Origin of the sequence: Candidatus Allofournierella excrementavium (genome assembly GCF_048526665.1) — a bacterium.
Classification (GTDB): Bacteria; Bacillota; Clostridia; order Oscillospirales; family Ruminococcaceae; genus Allofournierella_A; species Allofournierella_A excrementavium.
The window spans coordinates 35105-56140 of the sequence record NZ_DBGFPE010000006.1; the positions used below are offsets into that span (position 1 = coordinate 35105).

Below are 21036 nucleotides of genomic sequence, written 5' to 3' on the forward strand. Positions count from 1 at the left end.
TGTAAAAAAGGAGGACCACCCGGTGGCCTTTGTGCCGCCCTCCTACGCCTACAGCCTAGAAGAGGTGGAGGCCCCGCTGGGCCGGGGCGGGCGCATCGTGTCCGAGACCCAGAGCGGCAGCGACTGCTGGTGGTTCGAATACGGCGGGCTGCGCAACACCATCGCCGACGCGCAGGACATCGCCTTTGAGCTGCGGGCGCATCGTGATGGGCATCTGGAACTACATAAAGAACAGCGGCCGCTTCAACGCCGCCTGCTACACCCTGGAGTGGGTGGGCAGCCTGCCCGGCAAGCGGGAATCCCGCCGGATGGACACCGCCTATCTGCTCAGCCAGGAGGATGTGCTGCGCCACACCGATTTTGCCGACGGCGGCTTTTACGGCGGATGGTACATGGATTTCCACCCCGCCGAGGGCATCGGCAGCGACGAGGACAACTGCACCCAGATCCCGGTGAACGTCTACGCCGTGCCGCTGCGCTGTTTGTATCACGCCGATTTCCCCAACCTGCTGTTCGCGGGGCGGAACATCGGCACCCGCCGGGAGGCCTTCGTCTCCACCCGGGTGATGAACACCTGCGGCCTTTCCGGCCAGGCCGCCGCGGCGCTGGCCTGGGGCTGCCTGCGGTGGGGCAAAAGCCCCGCGACGCTGGCTCCCGAAGAGGTGGAGCGCATCCGCCAGACCCTGCTGCGGGAGGACATGTTCCTGCCGGGCCTCTCCAACCAGGACCCGGAGGACCTGGCCCGGGACGCGGCGGTGACCGCCAGCTCCCGCTACCAGCCCGAAGAAGGGCCTGCCGCCGGCTGGTTCTCACTGGAACAGGGCGGCTTCGTCGCCTGCCCCTGCCCCGACGAGCCCCGCGGCCGCTTTCTGGTGCGGGCCGACGCGCCCGCCACGCTGCAGGCGGTCTGGCACTGCTGCCCCCTGCCCAGCCGCCTGTGCCCCGGCCAGCCGGCGGGTGAACAGAGCTGGCGGCTGACCGCCGGGGAGAACTGGCTGGACGCCCTCTTCCCTTCCCAGGCGCAGGGGCAGTATGGTATGCTTGTATTCGACCCCGCCCCCGGCGTCTCGCTGGCACTGGCGGAGCGAAGAGCGCCGGGCATCCTGTGCGGCAGGGCCGACGCCCCGGAATACCGCGACTCCCTCTTCCTGCCCGGAAAGAACAGCTTTTACGCCCCGGAGAACGTGGTCGACGGATGCAGCCGCGTGTGGCGGCAGCCCCACCTGTGGTGCTCGGCCCCCGAGGCCGCGCCCTGGCTGGAGCTGCGCTGGGACACGCCCCGCACCTTCGACACCATCCTTTTGTATCTTGACCCGGAGCTCTCGATGGAGATCCCCAGCAGCCGCACCGACCACTGGGAGGATCACCACAAATTCGCCGCCCGCAAGGGCATGCCGCCCCAGCTGATGCGGGATGTGAGCGTGCAGGCGCTGACGGAAAACGGCTGGCGGACGGTGGCCTGCTGCACCGGCAACCGGCGGCGGCTGCTGGAGCTTTCCGCCGGGGAGGCCGTGACGGCCACGGCGCTGCGCCTGGTCTGCGAAAAGACCTGGGGCGACGAACGGGCGCATCTGTTCGAGGTGCGCGTATACAGGCAACACCGGTGATTTGAGCACGGGGACGCCCAAACGCAGGATCACCGGTTTGATAGGGCCCATTCAATCATCCGAACATCAAATACAGGACAAAGGAGAATCACAATGAAAATGAGAAAAATGCTGGCGCTGAGCCTCAGCGCGCTCATGGCTGTTTCCCTTCTGGCCGGCTGAGGCGGCACCCCCGCCTCCACCGGCGGCTCCACCCCTGCCTCCACCGGGGACAGCGGCTCCGGGTCCACCGAGCCGGTGAACATCGTCTGGGCCGGCTGGTCCGGCGAGGAAGAGGCCTCCAAGGAGATCTTCCAGCGCATGCGCACCACCTGCGAAGAGGCCGGCGGCAACACCGTGACCTGAGTGGGCTGGACCTGGGCGGACACCGCTCAGCAGCTGCTCATCCGCAACCAGGGCTCCGAGCAGCTTGACCTGGCCCAGGTGGACATCGGCATCTTCAACACCGTGGCGCAGGCGGGCGTTCTGGCCGACTGGAACGACATCCTGGGCGAGGAGTATCTGAAAGAGACTTCACCCAGTCCGCCCTGGACGTGGGCAATGTGGACGGCAAGCAGCTGGCTCTTCCCTGGAGCATGGCCTCCATCACCATGGTCTACAACCCCGAGATCCTGGCCCGCGCCGGCTGGGACACCGTGCCCACCACCATGGAAGAGTTTGAGCAGTGCCTGGCCGACGTGGCCGCGCTGGGCGAGGGCATCGTGCCCTACGGCGTTTCCACCAAGGACGACACCTGCGCCGGCGACTTCATGCCCTGGCTGTGGACCTTCGGCGGCGCCATCTTCGGCGAGGACGGCTCTGTGACCATCAACAGCGAGGCCGCCGTGGAGTGCGTCAAGTGGTATCAGGACATGCTGGCCAAGGGCTACATCGCCATGGACACCGGCCGCAGCGAGGCCCGTCAGATGTTCGCCCAGGGCAAGATGGCCTTCTATGACGACGCTGTTGTCGCCAAGGGCCAGGCCGTGAGCAACGGCGTTGCCCCCGAGGACGTGGTCAATGTTTGCAGCGCCATGCCCCGCCCCGTTCTGAACGCCGGCGACCAGCCCCAGTCCACCATGTGGGGCCACATGCTGGTCATCTTTGACAAGAGCGAATACAAGGAGCAGGCCGCCGATCTGGCCCTGACCCTGGTGAGCGACGACGTCGCCATGGACTACTTCACCAACAACGGCATGCCCCCTGTGACCGTGAGCGCTTCCGAGAAGGAAGAAGTCAAGAACGACGCTTACCTGAACGGCTTCCTGGAGTCTACCGCCACCGCGCGGCTGGAGGAGACCGCCCGCATGACCAACGCCAGCGAAGTCAAGAGCGTCATCACCGAAGAACTGCAGGCCGCCCTGCTGGGCCAGAAGACCGCGGAACAGGCCGTGGCCGACATGGAAAGCCGCCTGAACGCCCTGTAACCCCCCTGCGCCTGCGCAAATCCCTTGCCGGGCACAACTGACCTGACCGGGGCCGCCCCAAAACGCGGGACGGCCCCGGCTGCTAAGGAGGCTTTTCCGTGAAAGGTATCAAAAACGGCGGCCGGCTCACCGACCGTCAGGTGGGCTTCTTGCTGGTGGTGCCCGGTCTGGCAGCATTCGCCGCCATCATCCTGTATCTCTTTGTGGACGCGGTGCTCATGTCTTTCACCGACCGATCGCTGCTCTACCCGGACTACGACTGGGTCTGGCTGGAGAATTACGTCAAGGTGTTCAAGGACCCTTACTTCCTGCCCACCCTCGGCACCACCGCCCTCTTCGTGGTGCTGGCCACCCTCATCCCCTTCGTGCTGGGCTTCATCTGGGCCATCCTGCTCAACCAGGGCTTCAAGGGCAGCGAGCTGCTGCGGGGCCTGACGCTGGTGAACTGGATCATCCCCGGCATCGCCATCGGCTTTTTGTGGAGCTGGATCTTCAACGGCCAGTACGGTGTGCTCAACGGCCTGCTCACGAACCTGGGCATCCTGGACAAGGGCGTTTCCTGGATGGGCCAGACCCAGACGGCGCTGCTGTGCGTGGTCATCGCCCGCTCCCGGCAGATGCTGCCCTGGTACATGGCTTTCCTGCTGGGCGGGCTGCAGGGCGTTTCCACGGACCAGATCGAGGCCGCCCGCATCGACGGTGCCGGCAACTGGCAGACCTTCCTGCACGTGGTGCTGCCCCAGATGCGCTCCATCGTGACGCTGGTGCTGGCTTTGGGCACCATCGGCAACCTGCAGCACTTCGACCTGCCCTGGACCATGACCGAGGGCGGCCCCGCCCGGGCCACCACCACCCTGTCCATCGAGGTGTACACCACCGCCTTCAAGAACTGGGACATGGGCAAGGCGGCCACCGTGGGCACCATCTGGGCACTGCTGCTGGCCTGCTTCAGCTTCGTGTATCTGCGGCAGGTCAATGAATCCGACTAAGGGGGTGACGGAATGAAAATGTTTCAGAAAACCATCGGGTTCCGCATCTTCTTCTGGGTGTTCCTGGTGCTCATCGGCGCGTTCGTGTTCCTGCCCCTTCTGTGGATGATCAACACGGCGCTGAAGCCCAGCTCCGACACCTTCACCCTCACCTTCTTCACCGGGCCCAAAACGCTGGAGAACATCCTGAACATCATCAGGGATCCCACCATCATGGGCTATCTGCGCAACAGCCTGCTGGTGTCCTTCGCCAGCAGCTTCATGGCCACCATCGTGTGCGCCTTCGCGGGCTACAGCTTTTCCAAGTTCCGCTACCGGGGGCGCAAGTTCATCATGGGCCTGTTCATGATGAGCCAGGCCTTCCCCCAGGCCATCCTGCTGCTGTCCATCTATGTGCTGATGCAGCGCACCGGCCTTCTGGGCAGCTACTGGGCGCTGCTCATCAGCTATGTGGTGTTCACCCTGCCGGTGGGCACCTGGACGCTGAAAAGCTACTTTGACCAGCTGCCCGACGCGCTGATCGAGAGCGCCAAGATCGACGGCGCGGGCCACGCCCGCATCATGTTCCAGATCATTTTCCCCATGGCGGTGCCCGGCATGATCTCCATCGCCATCTACGGCTTCGCCTGGAGCCGGAACGACCTGCTCTACTCCATGACCCTCGTCACCGACACCGCCCGCCGCACCCTGGTGCCCGGTCTGGTGATGACCTTCCTGGGCGAGGCGTCCACCAACTGGAGCGCCATGATGGCCGCTTCGCTGGTGTCCGCCGTGCCGGTGACCATCATCTTCGTCTTTTTGCAGCGCTACTTCATCCAGGGCCTCACCTCCGGCGCGGTGAAGGGATAAATTTTTTCAGAAGCAAAAAAGAGCGGCATCCCCGTGGATGCCGCTCTTTTATTGTTTTTGCGTTTCAGAACAGCCGCCGCCCGGCCACATACTTGGCGAGGGGCAGCCCGTCGGAGAGCCAGACCACCCGTTCCAGACGCTCGGTGAGGGTGCACTGGCGGGTGGTGGGCAGGGTGCTGTCGTCCATGACGATGGCGTCGAACTCATAGCCCGGCTCAAAACTGCCCACCTTGCCGAAGAACTCGCCGCCGCCCTTGGTGGCAAGATAGAGCGCCTCGGGCAGGGTGAGGGCTGCAAGGCTGTCGTCCACCAGGCGCCAGCGCAGCTTGGAGCACTGGATGGCGTCGGTCATGGCGCGGAAGATGGAAAGATGCGCGCCGCCGGCCACGTCGCTGCCCAGGCCCGCCTTCTGGCCCTCGTTCAGCCAGGTGCGCACCGGGGCGATGCCGGAGGACACGTTCATGTTGGACTGGGGGCAGTGCGCCAGGAACACGCCCTGTTCCTTCATCAGGGCCCGCTCCTCCTCGCCGCTCCAGATACAGTGAGCCATCACGGTGGGGCACTCGCCGCCGAAGAGGCCCGGCCGGCTGTAGGCCTCGCCGTAGAACCGGGCCCAGGGGCGCAGCTGTTTGACCCACTCGATCTCGGAGAGATTCTCCGACAGGTGAGACTGCATCGCCGCCCCGAACTGCCGCTGCAGTTCGCCCAGGCCGTTCATCAGCTTCTCCGAGCAGCTGGGGATGAAGCGGGGCGTGATGACCGGGCGCACGGCGGAAAAGCCGGCGCTCTCCTCCAGCCAGCGGCGGGTCTCGGCCAGCGAGCCGTCGGTGGTCTCCCGCAGATAGTCCGGGCAGTTGGAATCCATGTTCAGCTTGCCCACAAACCCCCGCAGGCCCGCCTTTTCCATCAATTCCATCAGCAGCAGGGTGGCGGGCTGGTGCACCGTGGCAAAGACGCAGGCCCGGGTGGTGGCGCTGCGGGTCAGTTCATCGGTGAACACCCGGTAGGCCGCCGCGGCGTACTCCTGTTCGGCAAAACGGGCCTCCTCTGGGAAGGCGTTTTCTTCCAGCCAGTCCAGCAGCTCCATGTCCATGCCCAGGCCCCGGTAGGCGTACTGGCTGGCGTGGACATGCAGGTCCACCAGTCCGGGCAGGATGAGCCGGTCGCCGTGGTCATGGACGGGGATGCCCCCGAACCGCTCCGGCAGGGTCTCAAAAATCCCTGCCACCAGCCCGTCCTCGCAGACGAGATACTGCCCCGGCCGCACTTCCAGGCGGCCGCAGGCAGGCGTAAAAATAAGATTGCCCTTCAGGGCAAAGGTTCGTTCCATTGTGTTCTCCTTGGTTTTGCGTGATGCCGGCGGATGGCCGGCCGCAGTTTATTGTACGGGAAAGGCACGAAAAACGCAAGTTTTTTCCGCCTTGTTCCAAACGGAAGAAAGCGCTCCCGGCTGCCCGGGAGCGCTTTGGAGGCCGCTTCATCCATTTCGCAGGAACACGAGCACATTTTCCGACGAGTGCTCAGGCGAGAAGCGGTGGCCCAGCCGGTCGAAGGCAAGGAGGTCCTCCGGGCGTTCGGCGCCCATCTCAGCCATATAGCGCACCATCTCGCCCCGGGCCATCTTGCACAGGGTGCCCTTTTCCACCACACGGCCCTCCTGCTCCTCGCCGAAGACGCACCGCACCAGCCGCACCGAAGGCGGCAGGTGCTTTGCCACCGCGTCGCTGTATTCTTTCGAGGCCAGGTCCAGCACCCAGCCGGCATCCTGTGTCAGCGCTGATGCCAGGTCCGCACCCCAGAAGGCGTAGAGGTCCTTCGCGCCGTCCACCGACAGCTTCGCCTGCATCTCCAGCCGGTAGGGCGTCACCCCATCGAAGGGGCGGAGCAGGCCGTAAAAGCCGGAGAGGATGCGCAGATGGTCCTGCAGATAACCAAACTGCGCGTCGGTGAACACATCCGGCGCCATGTAGCGGTACTGGATGCCCTCATAGCTCAGAATGGCCGGCGTGAGACCGCGGCGCAGGTCCATCCTTTCCAGCCGGCGCAGGTTTTCCTCGGCGATGGTGTCGCTGCATTTCCACAGGCTTTTCAGCCGGGCGGCGGGCATCGCCCGCAGCGCCGCCAGCAGCCGGTCGGTCTTTTCCAGAAAGGCCGGCAGGTCCCGCCAGGGCAGAACGTCGTCCGTCTTCATCTTCTTGGCCGGGGAAATGATGATCTTCATTCCGCCGTCACCTCATAGGGCCAGGTCATGATGCCGCCAAACTCAAAGATGTTGGTATAGCCCAGCCGGGCCAGCATGGCCGCCGCCTGTTTGCTGCGGCTGCCGCTGCGGCAGTAGACCAGCACCTCGGCGTCCTTGCCGCCGATGACCGAGGCGGCGCTGGCCTCGCTGATGGTGCTCAGGGGCAGCAGCACCGCGCCGGGGATGTGGCCGCTGTTGTATTCATCGGGTTCGCGCACATCCAGCACCAGCACCCCGCCGGCATCCATCCGCTTTTTGGCTTCCTGCTGGCTGATCTGCTGGTATCCCTTGGGCCCGGCCCCGAACAGGGTGGAAAACAGTCCGTTCATCGTTTCACTCCTCCCCTTTCAGCAGCCGAAGCACGTCGGCGGCGTTGGTGTCCGGCTTGACTTTGGGCATCACCGCCGCCACAACGCCTTCCTCGTCGATGAGGAAGGTGGTGCGCACAACGCCCATGCTCACCTTGCCGTAGAGTTTCTTTTCCTGCCAGACGCCGTAGGCCTGGATGGCCTCCAGTTGCGGGTCGCTGAGCAGCGTGAAAGGCAGCCCGTTTTTATCGGCAAACTTGCGGTGGGAGGCGACGGAATCCTTGCTGACGCCGATGACCACCGCGCCCTCGGCTTCGATTTCGCGCACCGAGCCCGCAAAGGCGCAGGCCTGCCGGGTGCAGCCGGGAGTGCTGTCCTTCGGGTAAAAATAGAGCACCACCTTTTTGCCCCGATAATCCGCAAGGCTCACCTCGCGTCCGTCCTGGTCCTGCAGCGTGAATTCCGGCGCTTTCATGCCAACTTCCAACATAATGCCCATCCCCTTTTTTATTTTTATTATATCACAAAACCGGCCGCCCACCGTGATAACATCACCGGCGGCGGGCTTGGCGGGGCGGGCGGTTCCGGGTATAATAGAGAAAAAACGGCGCTGCGGCGCTGAAAAGGAGAAACGAATGAACAAGCTTTCTGAGGGAAAGGTGCAGGTGTACACCGGCAACGGCAAGGGCAAGACCACCGCCGCCCTGGGCCTGATGCTGCGGGCCGCCGGCGCGGGAATGGATATTTACTTCGGCCAGTTCATGAAGACCGGCGACACCAGCGAGGCCGAAGCCCTGCGCCGGTTTTTGGGCCATGCCGTGACAATGGAGCAGTACGGCAGCGGCGGGGAGCTCTTCGGCCCGGACCGGGAACGGGACACCGCCTGCGCCCGGGCGGGCTATGAAAAGGCCCGGGCTGCCCTCGTGAGCGGGCGGTACGATCTGGTGGTGCTGGACGAAATTCTTGTGGCGGAGCATCTGGGCCTGCTGGCCGTGGAGGACCTGCTGCGGCTGATGGACGAGCGCCCGGAGCACACCGAGCTGGTGCTCACCGGGCGCTGGGCCGCCGAGCAGGTGATGCAGCGGGCGGACCTGGTCACCGAGATGGGCGAAGTAAAGCACTATTTCCACGCCGGGGTGCCCGCCCGCACCGGCATCGAGATGTGACAAAACAAAAGGATGGGCCCCGCGGGGGTCCATCCTTTTTTGTTTCAGTTCAGCAGCCACACCCCGGCGTTGAGGTAGCCCGCGAAGGCCACCCACACAAGATAGGGCAGCTGCAGCCGCGCCGCCAGCAGTTCCACGCGGTAAAAGACCAGCACCATGGCCGCGATGAGCGCCCACAGCGCCACCAGCCACACCAGCGCGAAGCCGAACCACTGGAGGCCAAAAAAGATGATGCTCCAAAAGAAGTTGAAGGCCAGCTGTCCGGCGAAAAGCCGCAGGCCCAGCCGCCGGTCACCGGAAGGCGGGGCCATCCAGATGCGGGCGGCGCTGACGCCCATCAGGGCGTAGAGCACAGCCCAGACGATGGGAAAGACGATGGCCGGCGGCGAGAGCGGCGGCTGGACGATGCTCTCGGTGTAGAGCTTCGTGCCCTCCCGGGTGAGCCAGCCCGCCAGGCCGCCCACCGCCTCGGCCAACAGTATCCACGCCGCATAGGTCTTCCAGGGAAATTTTTTCATTGTATCACCCTCTGGTAGGGTATGCAGCAAAGGGCACAGCTATGCGCCGCGGCCCCTCACGGCTGCAGCGAGAGGGTGAAAGCGGTCTCGCCGCCGGACAAGGCCGCTTCGAGGCCTTCGGTCTCGGTGATATGGGCCAGCTTTGTGTAGGACCAGGTGTTGCTGCCGTAGAAGAGCACCACCGTATCCCCCTGATACAGCATCACATCCCCCGGCCCTGCCGTGATGCGGGCATCGTTTTGGGGCAGAGCCTCGGGCAGCCGGGCCGTCTTTTCAAAGCCGCCGTAGTTTTCCGCCTCCAGGGTGACGGGGCCATCCTCCAGCAGCTCCGCCAGCGCCTGGGCAGAGGGGTTATCCTCCAGCACGGCGGTGAGGGTGGCATCTCCGATTTGAATGTACAGCATCGTTTCTTCCTCCTGTGGGGCGGCAGAGGGGCCGCCGGTCTCCTGCGGGGCGCTCTTTTTGGGCGTGCCCGACACAAAGGGCTCGGCCGTCGGCGCGGTCTCCGCCCTCTGCGGCGCAGAGGCAGCTCCGCAGCCGGTCAGCGCCAGCGCCAGCAGCAGGGCCAGCGCCCGGCCCGGACGCACCGCCCGGCTCACAGCGCCCGGCCCGCGTCCAGGGCACGCTGCATCGCTTCGCTGCCGCGCACCTCGCCCGGCGCGGTGACGCCGCCGCCGAACACAACGCCCGCCAGCTTCGCCTTGGGGAAGCACTCCACCCAGCCGCCAAGCCCTTCGGCGGCCCGCTTCCACACCTCGTCGCCCTCCTCGGCGGCGCAGGCCAGCAGCCACACCTCCCGAAAGGCGTAGTCGGCGGAATAGAGGGGGTTGGCCCGGTCCAGCAGGGTCTTCATCTGGCCGCTCATCTCGTAGTAGTAGATGGGGGTGGCGAACACCAGCACGTCGGCATGGAGCATCTTCTCCTGCACGATGGCATCCGCGTCGTCATGGATGACGCACCGGCCGGTGGTCTGGCAGGCAAGGCAGCCCTTGCAAAAGCGAATGTCTTTGCCCGCCAGCGAAATGACCTCCACCTCGTGGCCCGCCTGACGCGCGCCCTGGGCGAACTGCTGCGCCAGCAGGTCGGAGTTGGAATCCCCGCGCAGGCTGGTGGAGATGACAAGCACCCGTTTGCTCATGATGTTTCCTCCTTTTGTCAAAGTGCGGCGTACTCGGCGTCGCTCACCGGTTCGCACCACTCGTTGTTCGTTTCCTCGCCGGGCACCTCCAGCGCCAGATGGGAGAACCAACTGTCCGCCGCGGCGCCGTGCCAGTGCTTCACCTCAGCGGGGATGTTCACCACGTCGCCGGGGTACAGCGCCCGGGCGGGCTTGCCCTCCTCCTGGTACCAGCCGCGGCCGGCCACGCAGACCAAGATCTGGCCGCCGCCGCTCTTTGCGTGGTGGATGTGCCAGTTGTTGCGGCAGCCCGGCTCGAAGGTGACGTTGCACACCCCCACCTGGCTGGAGGAGAGGGACGCAAGGTAGCTCTGGCCCACAAAGTACCGGGCGTAGGCGTCGTTGGGCGCGCCGATGGGGAACACCATCTCGCTCTGATGGCGGGCCTTTTCGTCGCCGCTCTCCTCTTCGGCCCACACGTCCTTCGCCATGCGGAAGGCCGCCCACGCCTTGGGCCAGCCGGCGTAGAAGGCCGCGTGGGTGAGAATTTCGGCGATCTCGGTGCGGGTGATGCCGTTCTGCTTCGCCGTGGTCAGGTGATAGCGGAAGGACTCATCCACCAGCCCCTGGGCCATCAGCGACACCACCGTGACGAGGGAGCGGTCCCGCAGGCTGAGGGCGTCCTCCCTGCTCCACACCTCGCCGAACAGCACATCGTCGTTCAGATGGGCGAACTCCGGGGCGAACCGGCCCAGAGAGTCCCGCCCTGCCGTCTGTTTCACTGCCATTTTTCGTTCCTCCCTTTCACATGCTTGCTTTCAGGATGTTCAGCACATCGTTCCTGGTAAGGGCGCGGTAGCCGCCGGTCATCAGGAAGGTGCCGTCGGCGATGCCCTCCAGCATATCCTCGGTGACGCCCAGCTGACGGATGTTCAGGGCCACGCCCAGTTCCTCCATCCAGCGCTCCATCGCCGCAAGGCCCGCTTCGGCCAGTTCTTTGGCGCTCTTGCCCGCCGGGTCCACGCCCCAGACGTTCACGGCGAAGCGCCCGAATTTGGCAAGGCCGTCCTCCATGATATAGCGGTAGTAGGCCAGGGACACAGCGGAGAGGGTCATGCCGTGGGTGGCGTTGGTGTAGGCGCCGATGGACTGGCCGATCATGTGCACCTCCCAGTCGGTGGATTTGCCCATGGCCAGCAGGGTGTTCAGCGCCCAGGTGGCGGTCCACATGATGTTGCTGCGGGCCTCGTAGTTTTCCGGCTGACGCAGCGCGACGCGGGAACTGGCGACCAGCGAGCGCATCAGCCCTTCGGCGATGTAGTCGGTGGTGTTGTCGTCCGTGCCGGAGAAGTACTGCTCGCAGATGTGGTTGAAGGCGTCGTAGATGCCGGCCACCATCTGGTTCATGGGCACGGTGTAGGTGAGGGTGGGGTCCAGGATGGAGAAGCGGGGCATCACATTGCTGCCGAACACATGGCCGATCTTGCGCTTCTGGCCGGGGTGGGTGATGACCGCGCCGCCGTTCATCTCGGAGCCGGTGCCCACCATGGTGAGCACGCAGCCCACCGGGATGATGGGGTTCGCCACATCCTCCATGCGCAGGAAATATTTGTCCCAGGGGTCCTCCTCGCACCAGGCGGAGACGGACACCGCCTTGGCGTAGTCGCACACCGAGCCGCCGCCCACCGCCAGAATCAGGTCCACGTTGTTTTCCTTGGCCGCGCGGCAGCCCTCATAGAGCTTTTCCACCGTGGGGTTGGGCATGACCCCCGGCACCTCGAACACTTCCTTGCCGCAGTCTTTCAGGATGGCGGTGACTTTTTCATAAAGGCCGGTCTTCTTGATGGAGCCGCCGCCGTAGACCAGCAGCACCCGGCCGCCGTATTCTTTCAGTTCGCCCGCCAGCTGTTCCAGCGCCTGTTCGCCGAAATGCAGCCGGGTGGGGTTGCAATAGGTGAAGTTTCCCAGCATGTTCATTCCTCCCGTTTGTGTTGATTCTGTTTGATGCGATAGATCAGGTAGTCAAGGCAGTCGATTTTCTTTTCGCTTTTATGCACTTCGTCCAGCAGGGCCGCCCGGTGCCGTGCCAGAAGTTCCAGCAGGCGGCGGGAGTCCCGGACGTCGGCCATCAGCGCGGCGGCGGCCTCCTCGGTGCAGCCCGCGTCCCGCAGGGTCTGGGCCAGCTCGGCGGCTTCCATGGCGCAGCAGGCGCATGCCCAGGGCTTCTGCCCTTCCGGCTGCGAACATCCCATTCGCTCCTCCCCCTTTGCGGTTTTTCTCTGATTCCAGTGTAAACCAGGGGCGGTGAAATAGCAAATACTTATATCGTATCCCGTTTCATGCCTTGCGGGCATCGCTTGGCCGCGGTATAATAAAAGAAAAACGGAAAGGACGCTGCCTTATGGAACTGCGGCTGCTGCGCTATTTTCTCACCGTTGCCCGGGAGGGCAGCATCACCAATGCGGCCAATGCCCTGCACATCACCCAGCCCACCCTCTCCCGCCAGATCCACGAGCTGGAAGAGGAACTGGGCCAGCCGCTGCTGGTTCGGGGCAGCCGCAGCGTGTCGCTCACCGGCGAGGGGATGCTGCTGCGCAAGCGGGCGGAAGAAATTTTGGAACTGGTGGAAAAGACCGAGCGGGAGGTCTCGCTGGGGGACGACGTGCTCACCGGCGAGGTGAGCGTGGGCGCGGGCGAAACGGTGGGGGTGCATTTTCTCACCAAAGCGGCGCAGGAGCTGCGCCGGCGGTATCCCGAAGTGCGCTTTCAGATCATCAGCGGCGACGGCATGGAAGTCTGCGAACTGCTGGACAAGGGCCTCATCGACTTCGGCCTGGTGTTCGACCATGTGGACCGCTCGAAGTACAACGCCATTCCGGTGCCCTGGCGGGACGTTTGGGGCGTGCTGGTGCGCAAGGATCACCCGCTGGCCGAAAAGGAGGCCGTGACCCCCGCGGACCTCATCCATCAGCCGCTGCTGGTCTCCCGGCAGGTGCTCAAGGGGCCGCTGCTGCCCGAGTGGTTCGGCGCGGGGCTGGACGCACTGAACATCGCGGGCACCTACACCCTTGCGTTCAACGGCTCACTGATGGTGGAGGACGGCATGGGCTGCGCTTTGTGCCTGGACCGCATCATCAACCTGGGCGAAGACAGCCCCCTCTGCTTCCGCCCGCTGGAGCCCCGGCGGGAGGCGGGCATGCACATCATCTGGAAAAAATACCAGGTGTTTTCCCGGGCGGCGGAAAAGTATCTGGAGCTGCTGGAAGAAAGCGGAAAAGAATAAAAAAGGGAGGCCGGCCGGCCTCCCGTTTTCTCTTCATCGTCCTCGCGTTTTTGTGCAGGCGCCCCATCGGGCGGCCGCTCCTCCCCCGCCCCGTCTCGGGGCCCGGTCAGTCCAGCACCCGGCCGTCCACCGACAGGGTCACCACCTGCCAGGGGATGAACTTGCCGCTGGCCTGCAGGGCCTTTTTCACCGCCAGTTCCAGCCCGCCGCAGCAGGGCACCTCCATGCGCACCACGGTGACGCTCCGGATGTCGTTTTCCGCCAGGATCTGCGTCAGCTTTTCGCTGTAATCCACGCCGTCCAGCTTGGGGCAGCCGATGAGGGTGATTTTGCCCCGCATGAAATCCCGGTGCATGGACGCATAGGCATAGGCGGCGCAGTCCGCCGCCACCAGCAGCTTCGCCCCGTCGAACCAGGGGGCGTTCACCGGGGCAAGTTTGATCTGGCAGGGCCACTGCCCCAACTGGGACATTTCCGGGCCGGCCGCAGCGGCGGGAACAGCGGTCTCCTGCCGGTGCATCTGTCGGGCCCGGGTGCCGGGACAGCCGCCGGGGGCGGGCATGCCCTTGGCCTTGCGGTTGGCCTCCACCGCCTTCTCGTCGTAAGCAGCGGCCTCCCGCTCCACAAAGGTGATGGCCCCGGTGGGGCAGGCGGGCAGGCAGTCGCCCAGGCCGTCGCAGTAATCGTCCCGCAAGAGGCGGGCCTTGCCGTCCACCATACCGATGGCGCCCTCGTGGCAGGCGTCGGCGCAGGCGCCGCAGCCGTTGCATTTTTCCTGGTCGATGTGGATGATTTTTCGGATCATGGTGTAAAACCTCCTTGTTTTTATGCTCTGAGTATAGTACGATCATCCTTGCAAGTATGTGGTTTTGACCACGAAATGGAGGGTTTTGGATGGAAATTTCTTCCCTTGCGCTGTTTCGGGGCATTCCGCCCGAAGAGTGCGGCGAGATGATGGCGCTGGGCTGTGTGCGCACCGCGGATTTTGAAAAAGGGGCGGTGCTGTTCCGCACCGGGGATGTGACCGGGGAGTTCGGGGTGCTGCTTTCGGGTGAAGTGCATGTGGAAAGCGGCGATCTGTGGGGCAACCGGGTCATCCTGCACAGCATCCCCGCCGGGCATGCCTTTGCCGAGACCTACGCGCTGTGCGGCGTGCCCATGATGGCGGACGTCATCGCCGTGCAGCCCAGCCGGGTACTGTTCATCCGGCTGGCCGCTCTGCTGGACGAGGCGAACAGCGCCCAGCCCTGGTACCCCAAGCTGCTGCGCAACCTGACGCTGCTTTTTGCCAGGAAAAATCTGGCCTGGTCCGGGCGGGTGTTCTGCCTTTCCGCCAAGGGCATCCGCAGCCGGGTGATGATGTATCTCTCGGCGCAGGCCGCGCAGGCAGGTTCCACCGAGTTTTCCATTCCCTTCGACCGCCAGCAGCTGGCGGACTATCTGAACGTGGAGCGCAGCGCCCTCTCCAAAGAGCTGGGCCGCATGCGGAACGAGGGGATTTTGACCTTCCGCAAGAATCACTTTCAGCTGCACCGCACCATCGAGCGTTGAAAAGCGGCTTTTCATGGTATTTTTCGCCGTTTTGTGTTATGATTAATCGTTAACGTCAAATCATCACAGGCCGCCGGGGCGTTTTTCGGCGGCCACGGGCAACAGGTGCAAACAATGCAGTCAAACGCAACTTTATCCCGGGAGGACATTTTCCGCACCCTCCCCATCCATTCCGCGCTGGCCAAAATGGTGCTTCCGGCGGTGGCCAGCCAGCTGATCGTGCTGATCTACAACATGGCCGACACCTTTTTTGTGGGCCAGACCAACAACCCCTACATGGTGGCGGCGACCTCCCTCATCCTGCCGGTGTTCAACATCACTCTGTGTCTGGCAGGCCTTGCGGGCATCGGCGGCGGCTCGCTGATTTCCCGGCTGCTGGGCGAAGGCGACGAGGAGGAGGCCCGCCGGGTGAGCGCCTTCTCGCTGTATCTTGGGCTGGCGGTGGCGGCGCTGTTTGCCGTGGGCATTCTGGTGTTCATGGAGCCGGTGCTGCAGCTGCTGGGCGCGGGGGCCAACACCTATGAATACGCCCGGCAGTACGCCCTGTGCGTCATCGTTGTCGGCGGCGTGCCCACGGTGCTCTCCAACGTGCTTTCCAACCTGATACGAAGCATCGGCCTCTCCCGCGAGGCCAGCGCCGGCATCATCCTGGGCGGCGTTTTGAACATCGCCCTGGACCCGCTGTTCATGTTCGTCCTTCTGCCGGACGGGCAGGAGGTGCTGGGCGCGGGGCTTGCCACCTGTCTTTCCAACTGCGTGGCCTTCCTCTTCTTTGCGGTGGTCCTGGTGCGGATGGGGCGTGGCGCCGCCGTCACCTTCTCCCCCAAAGCGGGCATGCCCCGGGTGGAGAGCATTTCCGCCATTTTCAGTGTAGGGGTGCCCTCGGCCATCACCACCTTCCTCTTTGACCTGGACTATGTCATCATCGACAAACTGATGGTGGCCTACGACGATCTGGCGCTGGCGGCGGTGGGCATCGTGCTAAAGGTGGAGCGCTTCCCGCTGAACGTGGGCATCGGCATCTGCCAGGGCATGATGCCTTTGGTGGCCTACAACTACTCCGCCCGCGACCGCGGCCGCATGGAGGGCACTGTGCGGCTGGCCCGTGGCACCGGCCTCGCGGTGGCTGCGGTGAGCATCCTGCTGTATGGGTTGTTCGCCGTGCAGTTTTCTCACCTGTTCATCGCGGATGCCCGCACCGTGGAGCTGGCCTCGCAATTTTTGCGCATCCGGGTGCTGGCCACGCCGCTGATGTTCCTGAGCTTTTTCACCGTCTATCTCTTCCAGGCCTTCGGCCAGGGGCGCATTGCCCTGTTCCTGGGCGTGACCCGGTGGCTGGTGCTGAACATCCCCATGCTGTTTTTGCTGAATGCCCTGGTGGGCATGTATGGACTGGTCTGGTCCCAAACCGTGGCAGACAGCCTGACCGTTCTGCTCTCCCTCTATGTGTACTGGCGGTTCCGCCGCTCGGCCCGGTACATCCAGCAGTTCCAATAAACAGAAAGCGCCCTGCCTCCATGGACGAAGGCAGGGCGTTTTTTCCCTCAAAAGGCAGTCAGCCTTTGACCGCAAAGAGCCGCCGGAAGGCCCAGCGGGTGAACGGGGACGCGGCGAACATATTCCAGAAAAAGGCCATGGGGAAGTTTTTCAGCACGGTGCCCACCCAGACGGCGGGCAGCTGAAGCACAGGCGTGCCGCCCAGTATCCCGTAAAACAGGATGGTGGCCGCCAGACTCATGGTGGGGCACATCACCGCCACGGTGCCCGCCTGCCGCATCAGCTGGCAGAAGGCAGGCGAGTCCCGTCGGGCGTCGCACCAGCGGGCCCCGATGGCCGCCCCCAGCCGGTTGCCCCACAAATTGGAAAACAGGACCACCAAAAGGCCCATGTACCACGCTTCTTCCAGAGCCCCCAGAAAAACGCTGTTGGTCATATTGCTCAGGCCTCCCGGCGTGAGCTGCACGCCCTCCCGCATGGCCACGTTGTAGACCTCCATCCCGATGGCCATGGCGTAGGACATGATGACGCCGAAAACCGCCGCCTGAAACTTGTTTTTTGGCATTGCGCCGCACTCCTTCCCTGTGCTGCAAAAAATAAAAGACGCGTGGCATTCAACTGGATTTACGCAGTTCAATGCCACACGTCTCGCCTTTTATTTTAGCGGATGGCACGCCGGTTGGCAAAGGAAGTTTTGCACAAAATCCGTAAGTTTTTCATCCGTTTCTTCTCATGCTCCGCAAAGGCTGTTTACGATTTTATACAAGAAAACACGCATAAAATTACCATTTCACCCACCCGAAAACGATAAAATATACTAGGTTTTGCGGTTGTAGCTCAGTTGGATAGAGTGATTGGCTACGAACCAATAGGTCGGGGGTTCGAGCCCCTCCAACCGCACCAATGCCGGAGCAAAGTACGCTTTGCTCCGGCATTTTTTATTTTCTGCGGACACCGGGCGCGGCATGGTCCCCGCCTTCCGCGGCAAAAAACGAGGCCCCCGGAAAAATATTTCCCGGGGGCTTATTTCTTTTTCTGCAAAGAGGCCGGGCGGTGCATCCCCTTTTGGGGGACACACCGCCCGGCTTTATCGCTTAGAGTTTTTCAGGACCTGCGCGCAGCATCAGTACTGCTCACGGGGCTGGTCGTCCTCCTGGGCGCCGTTGCGGCCCAGCACGAGCAGCACCACCTGCACCACGGCGATCAGCGCCATGATGAGGGTCCACTTATCGGTCATGGCCATGGGCAGGCTCATGTCCTCGGTCACGAAGAAGGCGACCAGGGCGACGATCGCGGGAACGATGCCCAGCAGATGCGCCATACCGGTCTTGCGCGCGAAGCGCAGCGCCAGCATGACCAGACCAGCCACAACGGTGAGCGCCATCAGGATCAGGTTGAGCAAAGCCCAGTTGCCTTCACCAGGAGCGCCCGCCTGCGCGGTCTCCTCGTCCTCGATGTTTTCGGTCTTATCCTCTTCCTTGTCGGCATCCGTGTCGGGAGAAGCCTGAGGAGTCTCCTCCTCTTCGATATCCTCGACCTCCGCGGGCTCCTCTTCCTCCTCATCCGGAGTCACAGGGGCAACAGGGGTCACCGGGGTCTCGGGCTCCACCGGCACGGGCACAGGGGTGGGATTCGGGTTCGGATTCGGGGTCGGGGTGGTGCTGCCGCCGCCACCAGCGGTGCCGATGGTGAACACACCGGGAAGCAGAGTCACTTCATAGTTGCCGGTCACATCGGTCGCGCCCGCAACGATCTTGTAGGTCAGGATGTTGACATCGTAGATGCCCAGCTCATCCTTATAACCGCCGTAGGTCACGCCGGTGATGCTCTGGCCGCTGACGAGGCTGCCGGAGGTGATGGTGTAGCTGAACGCGGGGATACGCTCGCCGTCTTCGATCTTGTCATCGTTGACCCGCAGGGTCAGAGCCCGCTTGGTGACTTCCACGCTGTACTCGCCGGGGGCTTCGTAGGTGGCGAAATTGCCGGAGGTGAAGCGCACCTTGACGTTCTCCACCTTATCCACGTTGGTCAGGCTGGGAGCGGTCTCGCTCCAGGCGCCGCCCGCGATCTGGTATTCCACCTTGTAGTCGCTGGCGGAGGTGCCGTCGGGGTAGCTGATGTACAGGCCGTGGGCCTGGCCGTCATAGGTGGAGGAGGTGTTGCCCACAGTGGGCTGCAGATCGGCGGGCAGCAGCGCCTTCACAGTGAGCGTGCCGGGAACAAGATTGAAGGAATAGTTCTTGGTAACGTCGTTCCCATCCTTGTCCACGATTTTCAAGGAACTAAGATCCAGGGTGATGCTGTACTCGCCGGCCACGTCCTTGTTGTAGTTCTCGTTGACCTTCCAATCAACCAGTGTATGGCCCAGGCTGGTCAGCAGGCCGGTATCCGCCCCTTCCGCGGAAGGAATGACGGTGAAGGTGGGGGTCTTGCCTGCGATGATGGCGGCATCCGACACCGTCAGGGTCAGCGGGCGAGGCTTGACAACAATGGACGCCTCAACAGTCAGGGGAAGATGCGGGTCCACGGTGGAGCGGTATTCAAAGGTCACCCGCACATCCATTCTGCCAGCCTCGGTCTGCGCGGGCACCTGCCCAAGGGGAAGCTCGTCCCAGGTCTTGGTCTCCTCGTTCCAGACTTCATAGGTCACTTCGAAGTACTTTCCGGGGTAGTTTTCCTTGTAATTGATGGTCAGGTCGTGCGCATTTCCGTCGTAGGTAACGGTGGTGCCCACCACTTCGGGCTTCATCTCATCGGTGAACTCCGGCGGGATGTTAAGTTTGATCTTGCCATTCACATGCCACTCGGTTTTACCGCCATTCTCGCCAGAAACTCCGACTGCTTCATCCCAACTTTTAACTGTGTAGGTGTAGGCTTTCCCTTCATCTTGTGCGGCATAGGTATAGGTATGGCCCATATACTCAATTTCGGGGAAGCTGGCCGGAACGGTCAAAATGTCTTTTTCCGAAGCCTTATCGGGGATAATCTGCGCAAGGTCGACTTTATCGCCGGGCTTTACTTGTCTGAAGGTCACATATCCAGAGCCCATGGAATAAACGGCAGTGTTGTCTCCTTCTACCTGTGCGTAAAATTGGGCATCAGGCCTGTTAAGAGAAACTGTTCCGTCCACATGCCAGGTCGGAGTCCCGCTTGCAACAAGTTCCGTCTCGTTCGGGTATGCCTCGGTCGCACCATCCTCGCCTTTGATCGTATCCCATTTTGCAACGGAATAGGTGCCCGCACCGCCATTAGCAGAATAAGTGTAGGTCATCAGGCCCGGATAACGCTGATTCACATCATCATTCAAGACAATATCGTTATAACCGTCCGGCCCTGCAGCAATATGCGAGTCAACACCTTCAGTGATAGTGATGCCTTTCGCCGCGGTGCTCAGGTCAACTTTGCCCTTGCCGATATAGTAGAAATCCGTAGCTTCCAGTTCATCAGCAGCCACATCATAGCGGTGCAGGTAGAAATAGGCATCGTTCTGCACAAAAGAGACAGTAATATCAATGTCATCGTAGTTAGGCCCGGAAAAGACGAAGTAGTGCGTCAGTCCTTTTGCCAGCGCCTCATTCGCGAGAGGAATATTTCCGTCCTTAATTTCATGAACCTGACCGTTAGGATCGAGCGTTCCATCTTCGTAATAGCTGACGTTGATTTCCTGATTCTCAGGCACACTCACAAGGAAATAAATCTGGTCACTGAGAGTAGCCATCCATCTAGTATATTCCGTGATGGGTTCTCCACTGTCTATCCAATTGCCCTTGTCCAAAGCGTGTCTTTTTTCAACCGCATAAACAGGAAGAACTGAATCTACGATTTTATAAGTACATTCTTCGCTGCCCAAAAGCGACGGACTCTGGCTCATCACCGCAGGCGCAGAAGCCTTCGCAAGGGTCTTCTGCTGTGCAGGCTCCACTTTCACAGCAGGCTCGGTGCTGTCCACAACGGGCTCAGTGCCGTCTGCAACAGGCTCAGTGCCGTCCGCAACGGGCTCAGTGCCGTCCACGGCAGGCTCGCTGTCATCCACAACAGGCTCGGTGCCGTCCACAGCGGGCTCAGTGTTGTCCACCACGGGCTCGGTGGTATCCACAACAGGCTCTTCATCCGCGATGGCCGTGACAGTGCTGCTCGCAGGGACTTCGTCGCCCGCGAACACACTGGCCGGGGCCAGCGTGAAGATCAGCCCAAGCGCGAGCACCAGGCTGACAAGCCGCTGAGCCGCTCCTGACTTTTTCTTCATAAAGAATCCTCCTTTTCCAACGCGCCCTTCGGCGGACGCGGTGACACAATGCGCGGTGCCGGCTCCCCAAAAAAGGGGAGCACAACAAGCGGGTACTGCCCGCTACGGTATCATCATATCAGCCGCCGGTCACAAACCGGTCACAAAAAAATCCCGCGCAGCTGCGCGGGATGTGAAAAAATCGGCTTTAAGGGGGAAAATCGGAACGAATCTTATTTAGAGGCAAAAAAACGGGTGGTTTTTTATAATTTCTGTCA

General features: G+C 62.8%; 22 protein-coding genes and 1 tRNA gene. 10 read left to right on the plus strand and 13 right to left on the minus strand.

What is annotated here, in order from left to right; genetic code table 11:
• The first annotated feature begins 185 nt into the window (after nt 1-185).
• From ACMI1Q_RS02080 to ACMI1Q_RS02095, 4 genes are all read left to right on the plus strand, one after another.
• Nucleotides 186-1607: an FAD-dependent oxidoreductase gene (locus ACMI1Q_RS02080; RefSeq protein WP_419502640.1), complete on the plus strand. Its 1422-nt coding sequence runs from the start codon at nt 186-188 to the stop codon at nt 1605-1607.
• Nucleotides 1608-2140: 533 nt separating this feature from the next.
• Nucleotides 2141-3013: an extracellular solute-binding protein gene (locus ACMI1Q_RS02085; protein ID WP_419502641.1), complete on the plus strand. Its 873-nt coding sequence runs from the start codon at nt 2141-2143 to the stop codon at nt 3011-3013.
• A 98-nt stretch (nt 3014-3111) separates the two neighbouring features.
• Nucleotides 3112-4002 carry a carbohydrate ABC transporter permease gene (locus tag ACMI1Q_RS02090; protein ID WP_419502642.1) on the plus strand — a complete coding sequence of 297 codons (891 nt, stop codon included), beginning with the start codon at nt 3112-3114 and terminating at the stop codon, nt 4000-4002.
• A 12-nt stretch (nt 4003-4014) separates the two neighbouring features.
• Nucleotides 4015-4851 (plus strand): carbohydrate ABC transporter permease, encoded by an 837-nt coding sequence (locus ACMI1Q_RS02095; protein WP_419502643.1) that lies wholly within the window; start codon nt 4015-4017, stop codon nt 4849-4851.
• 64 nt (nt 4852-4915) lie between these two features.
• On the opposite strand, the gene ACMI1Q_RS02100 is transcribed toward ACMI1Q_RS02095, so the two are convergent.
• The 4 genes from ACMI1Q_RS02100 to bcp form a co-directional block, all read right to left on the minus strand.
• The gene (locus tag ACMI1Q_RS02100) at nt 4916-6181 is read right to left on the minus strand and encodes an amidohydrolase family protein (RefSeq protein ID WP_419502644.1); all 1266 of its coding nucleotides are present in this window, start codon (nt 6179-6181) and stop codon (nt 4916-4918) included.
• A 147-nt stretch (nt 6182-6328) separates the two neighbouring features.
• Entirely contained in the window at nt 6329-7072 is a 744-nt protein-coding gene (gene yaaA / locus ACMI1Q_RS02105; RefSeq protein WP_419502645.1) for a peroxide stress protein YaaA, read from the minus strand.
• A complete protein-coding gene (locus tag ACMI1Q_RS02110) occupies nt 7069-7422 on the minus strand; it encodes a rhodanese-like domain-containing protein (protein WP_419502646.1) in 354 nt (117 codons plus the stop codon). The genes yaaA and ACMI1Q_RS02110 overlap by 4 nt, the downstream gene beginning before the upstream one ends.
• 4 nt (nt 7423-7426) lie before the next feature.
• Entirely contained in the window at nt 7427-7891 is a 465-nt protein-coding gene (gene bcp, locus ACMI1Q_RS02115; protein ID WP_330055723.1) for a thioredoxin-dependent thiol peroxidase, read from the minus strand.
• Nucleotide 7892: 1 nt separating this feature from the next.
• Between bcp and ACMI1Q_RS02120 the strand changes: the two genes are divergently transcribed.
• Nucleotides 7893-8567 (plus strand): cob(I)yrinic acid a,c-diamide adenosyltransferase, encoded by a 675-nt coding sequence (locus ACMI1Q_RS02120; RefSeq protein WP_419502647.1) that lies wholly within the window; start codon nt 7893-7895, stop codon nt 8565-8567.
• 44 nt (nt 8568-8611) lie between these two features.
• Here ACMI1Q_RS02120 and ACMI1Q_RS02125 read toward each other — a convergent pair whose 3' ends face one another.
• The 6 genes from ACMI1Q_RS02125 to ACMI1Q_RS02150 are packed head-to-tail and all read right to left on the minus strand — an operon-like array spanning nt 8612 to nt 12454.
• Nucleotides 8612-9085: a TspO/MBR family protein gene (locus ACMI1Q_RS02125; RefSeq protein WP_419502648.1), complete on the minus strand. Its 474-nt coding sequence runs from the start codon at nt 9083-9085 to the stop codon at nt 8612-8614.
• Between the two features lie 56 nt (nt 9086-9141).
• On the minus strand, nt 9142-9684 hold the full coding sequence (locus ACMI1Q_RS02130; protein WP_419502649.1) for a cyclophilin-like fold protein: 543 nt from the start codon (nt 9682-9684) through the stop codon (nt 9142-9144).
• On the minus strand, nt 9681-10223 hold the full coding sequence (locus tag ACMI1Q_RS02135) for a flavodoxin family protein (RefSeq protein ID WP_419068283.1): 543 nt from the start codon (nt 10221-10223) through the stop codon (nt 9681-9683). Before ACMI1Q_RS02135 ends, ACMI1Q_RS02130 begins: the two co-directional genes overlap by 4 nt.
• A 17-nt stretch (nt 10224-10240) precedes the next feature.
• Nucleotides 10241-10990, minus strand: a complete 750-nt coding sequence (locus ACMI1Q_RS02140; RefSeq protein ID WP_419502650.1) for a carboxymuconolactone decarboxylase family protein — start codon at nt 10988-10990, stop codon at nt 10241-10243.
• A gap of 16 nt (nt 10991-11006) precedes the next feature.
• Nucleotides 11007-12173 (minus strand): iron-containing alcohol dehydrogenase, encoded by a 1167-nt coding sequence (locus ACMI1Q_RS02145; RefSeq protein WP_419502651.1) that lies wholly within the window; start codon nt 12171-12173, stop codon nt 11007-11009.
• Nucleotides 12174-12175: 2 nt separating this feature from the next.
• Nucleotides 12176-12454 (minus strand): hypothetical protein, encoded by a 279-nt coding sequence (locus ACMI1Q_RS02150; RefSeq protein WP_330055713.1) that lies wholly within the window; start codon nt 12452-12454, stop codon nt 12176-12178.
• A gap of 149 nt (nt 12455-12603) precedes the next feature.
• Here ACMI1Q_RS02150 and ACMI1Q_RS02155 point away from each other — a divergent pair, with 149 nt between their 5' ends.
• Complete coding sequence (locus ACMI1Q_RS02155; protein WP_419502652.1) at nt 12604-13485, plus strand: LysR family transcriptional regulator; 882 nt, start codon at nt 12604-12606, stop codon at nt 13483-13485.
• 106 nt (nt 13486-13591) lie between these two features.
• On the opposite strand, the gene ACMI1Q_RS02160 is transcribed toward ACMI1Q_RS02155, so the two are convergent.
• The gene (locus ACMI1Q_RS02160) at nt 13592-14290 is read right to left on the minus strand and encodes an ATP-binding protein (RefSeq protein WP_419502653.1); all 699 of its coding nucleotides are present in this window, start codon (nt 14288-14290) and stop codon (nt 13592-13594) included.
• A gap of 89 nt (nt 14291-14379) precedes the next feature.
• On the opposite strand from ACMI1Q_RS02160, the gene ACMI1Q_RS02165 reads away from it, so the two are divergent.
• Both ACMI1Q_RS02165 and ACMI1Q_RS02170 read left to right on the plus strand, forming a co-directional pair.
• A complete protein-coding gene (locus ACMI1Q_RS02165; protein WP_419502654.1) occupies nt 14380-15036 on the plus strand; it encodes a Crp/Fnr family transcriptional regulator in 657 nt (218 codons plus the stop codon).
• A 114-nt stretch (nt 15037-15150) separates the two neighbouring features.
• Nucleotides 15151-16533 (plus strand): MATE family efflux transporter, encoded by a 1383-nt coding sequence (locus ACMI1Q_RS02170; protein WP_419502655.1) that lies wholly within the window; start codon nt 15151-15153, stop codon nt 16531-16533.
• A gap of 58 nt (nt 16534-16591) precedes the next feature.
• On the opposite strand, the gene ACMI1Q_RS02175 is transcribed toward ACMI1Q_RS02170, so the two are convergent.
• Nucleotides 16592-17098, minus strand: coding sequence for a hypothetical protein (locus ACMI1Q_RS02175; protein WP_419502656.1), 507 nt, complete (start codon nt 17096-17098; stop codon nt 16592-16594).
• A 261-nt stretch (nt 17099-17359) separates the two neighbouring features.
• Here ACMI1Q_RS02175 and ACMI1Q_RS02180 point away from each other — a divergent pair.
• Nucleotides 17360-17436: transfer RNA gene (locus ACMI1Q_RS02180), tRNA-Arg, on the plus strand.
• 220 nt (nt 17437-17656) lie between these two features.
• Here the strand turns inward: ACMI1Q_RS02180 and ACMI1Q_RS02185 are convergent.
• Nucleotides 17657-19330: a hypothetical protein gene (locus ACMI1Q_RS02185; RefSeq protein WP_419502657.1), complete on the minus strand. Its 1674-nt coding sequence runs from the start codon at nt 19328-19330 to the stop codon at nt 17657-17659.
• On the opposite strand from ACMI1Q_RS02185, the gene ACMI1Q_RS02190 reads away from it, so the two are divergent.
• Nucleotides 19331-20347: a hypothetical protein gene (locus tag ACMI1Q_RS02190; protein ID WP_419502658.1), complete on the plus strand. Its 1017-nt coding sequence runs from the start codon at nt 19331-19333 to the stop codon at nt 20345-20347.
• The last annotated feature ends 689 nt before the right edge of the window (nt 20348-21036 follow it).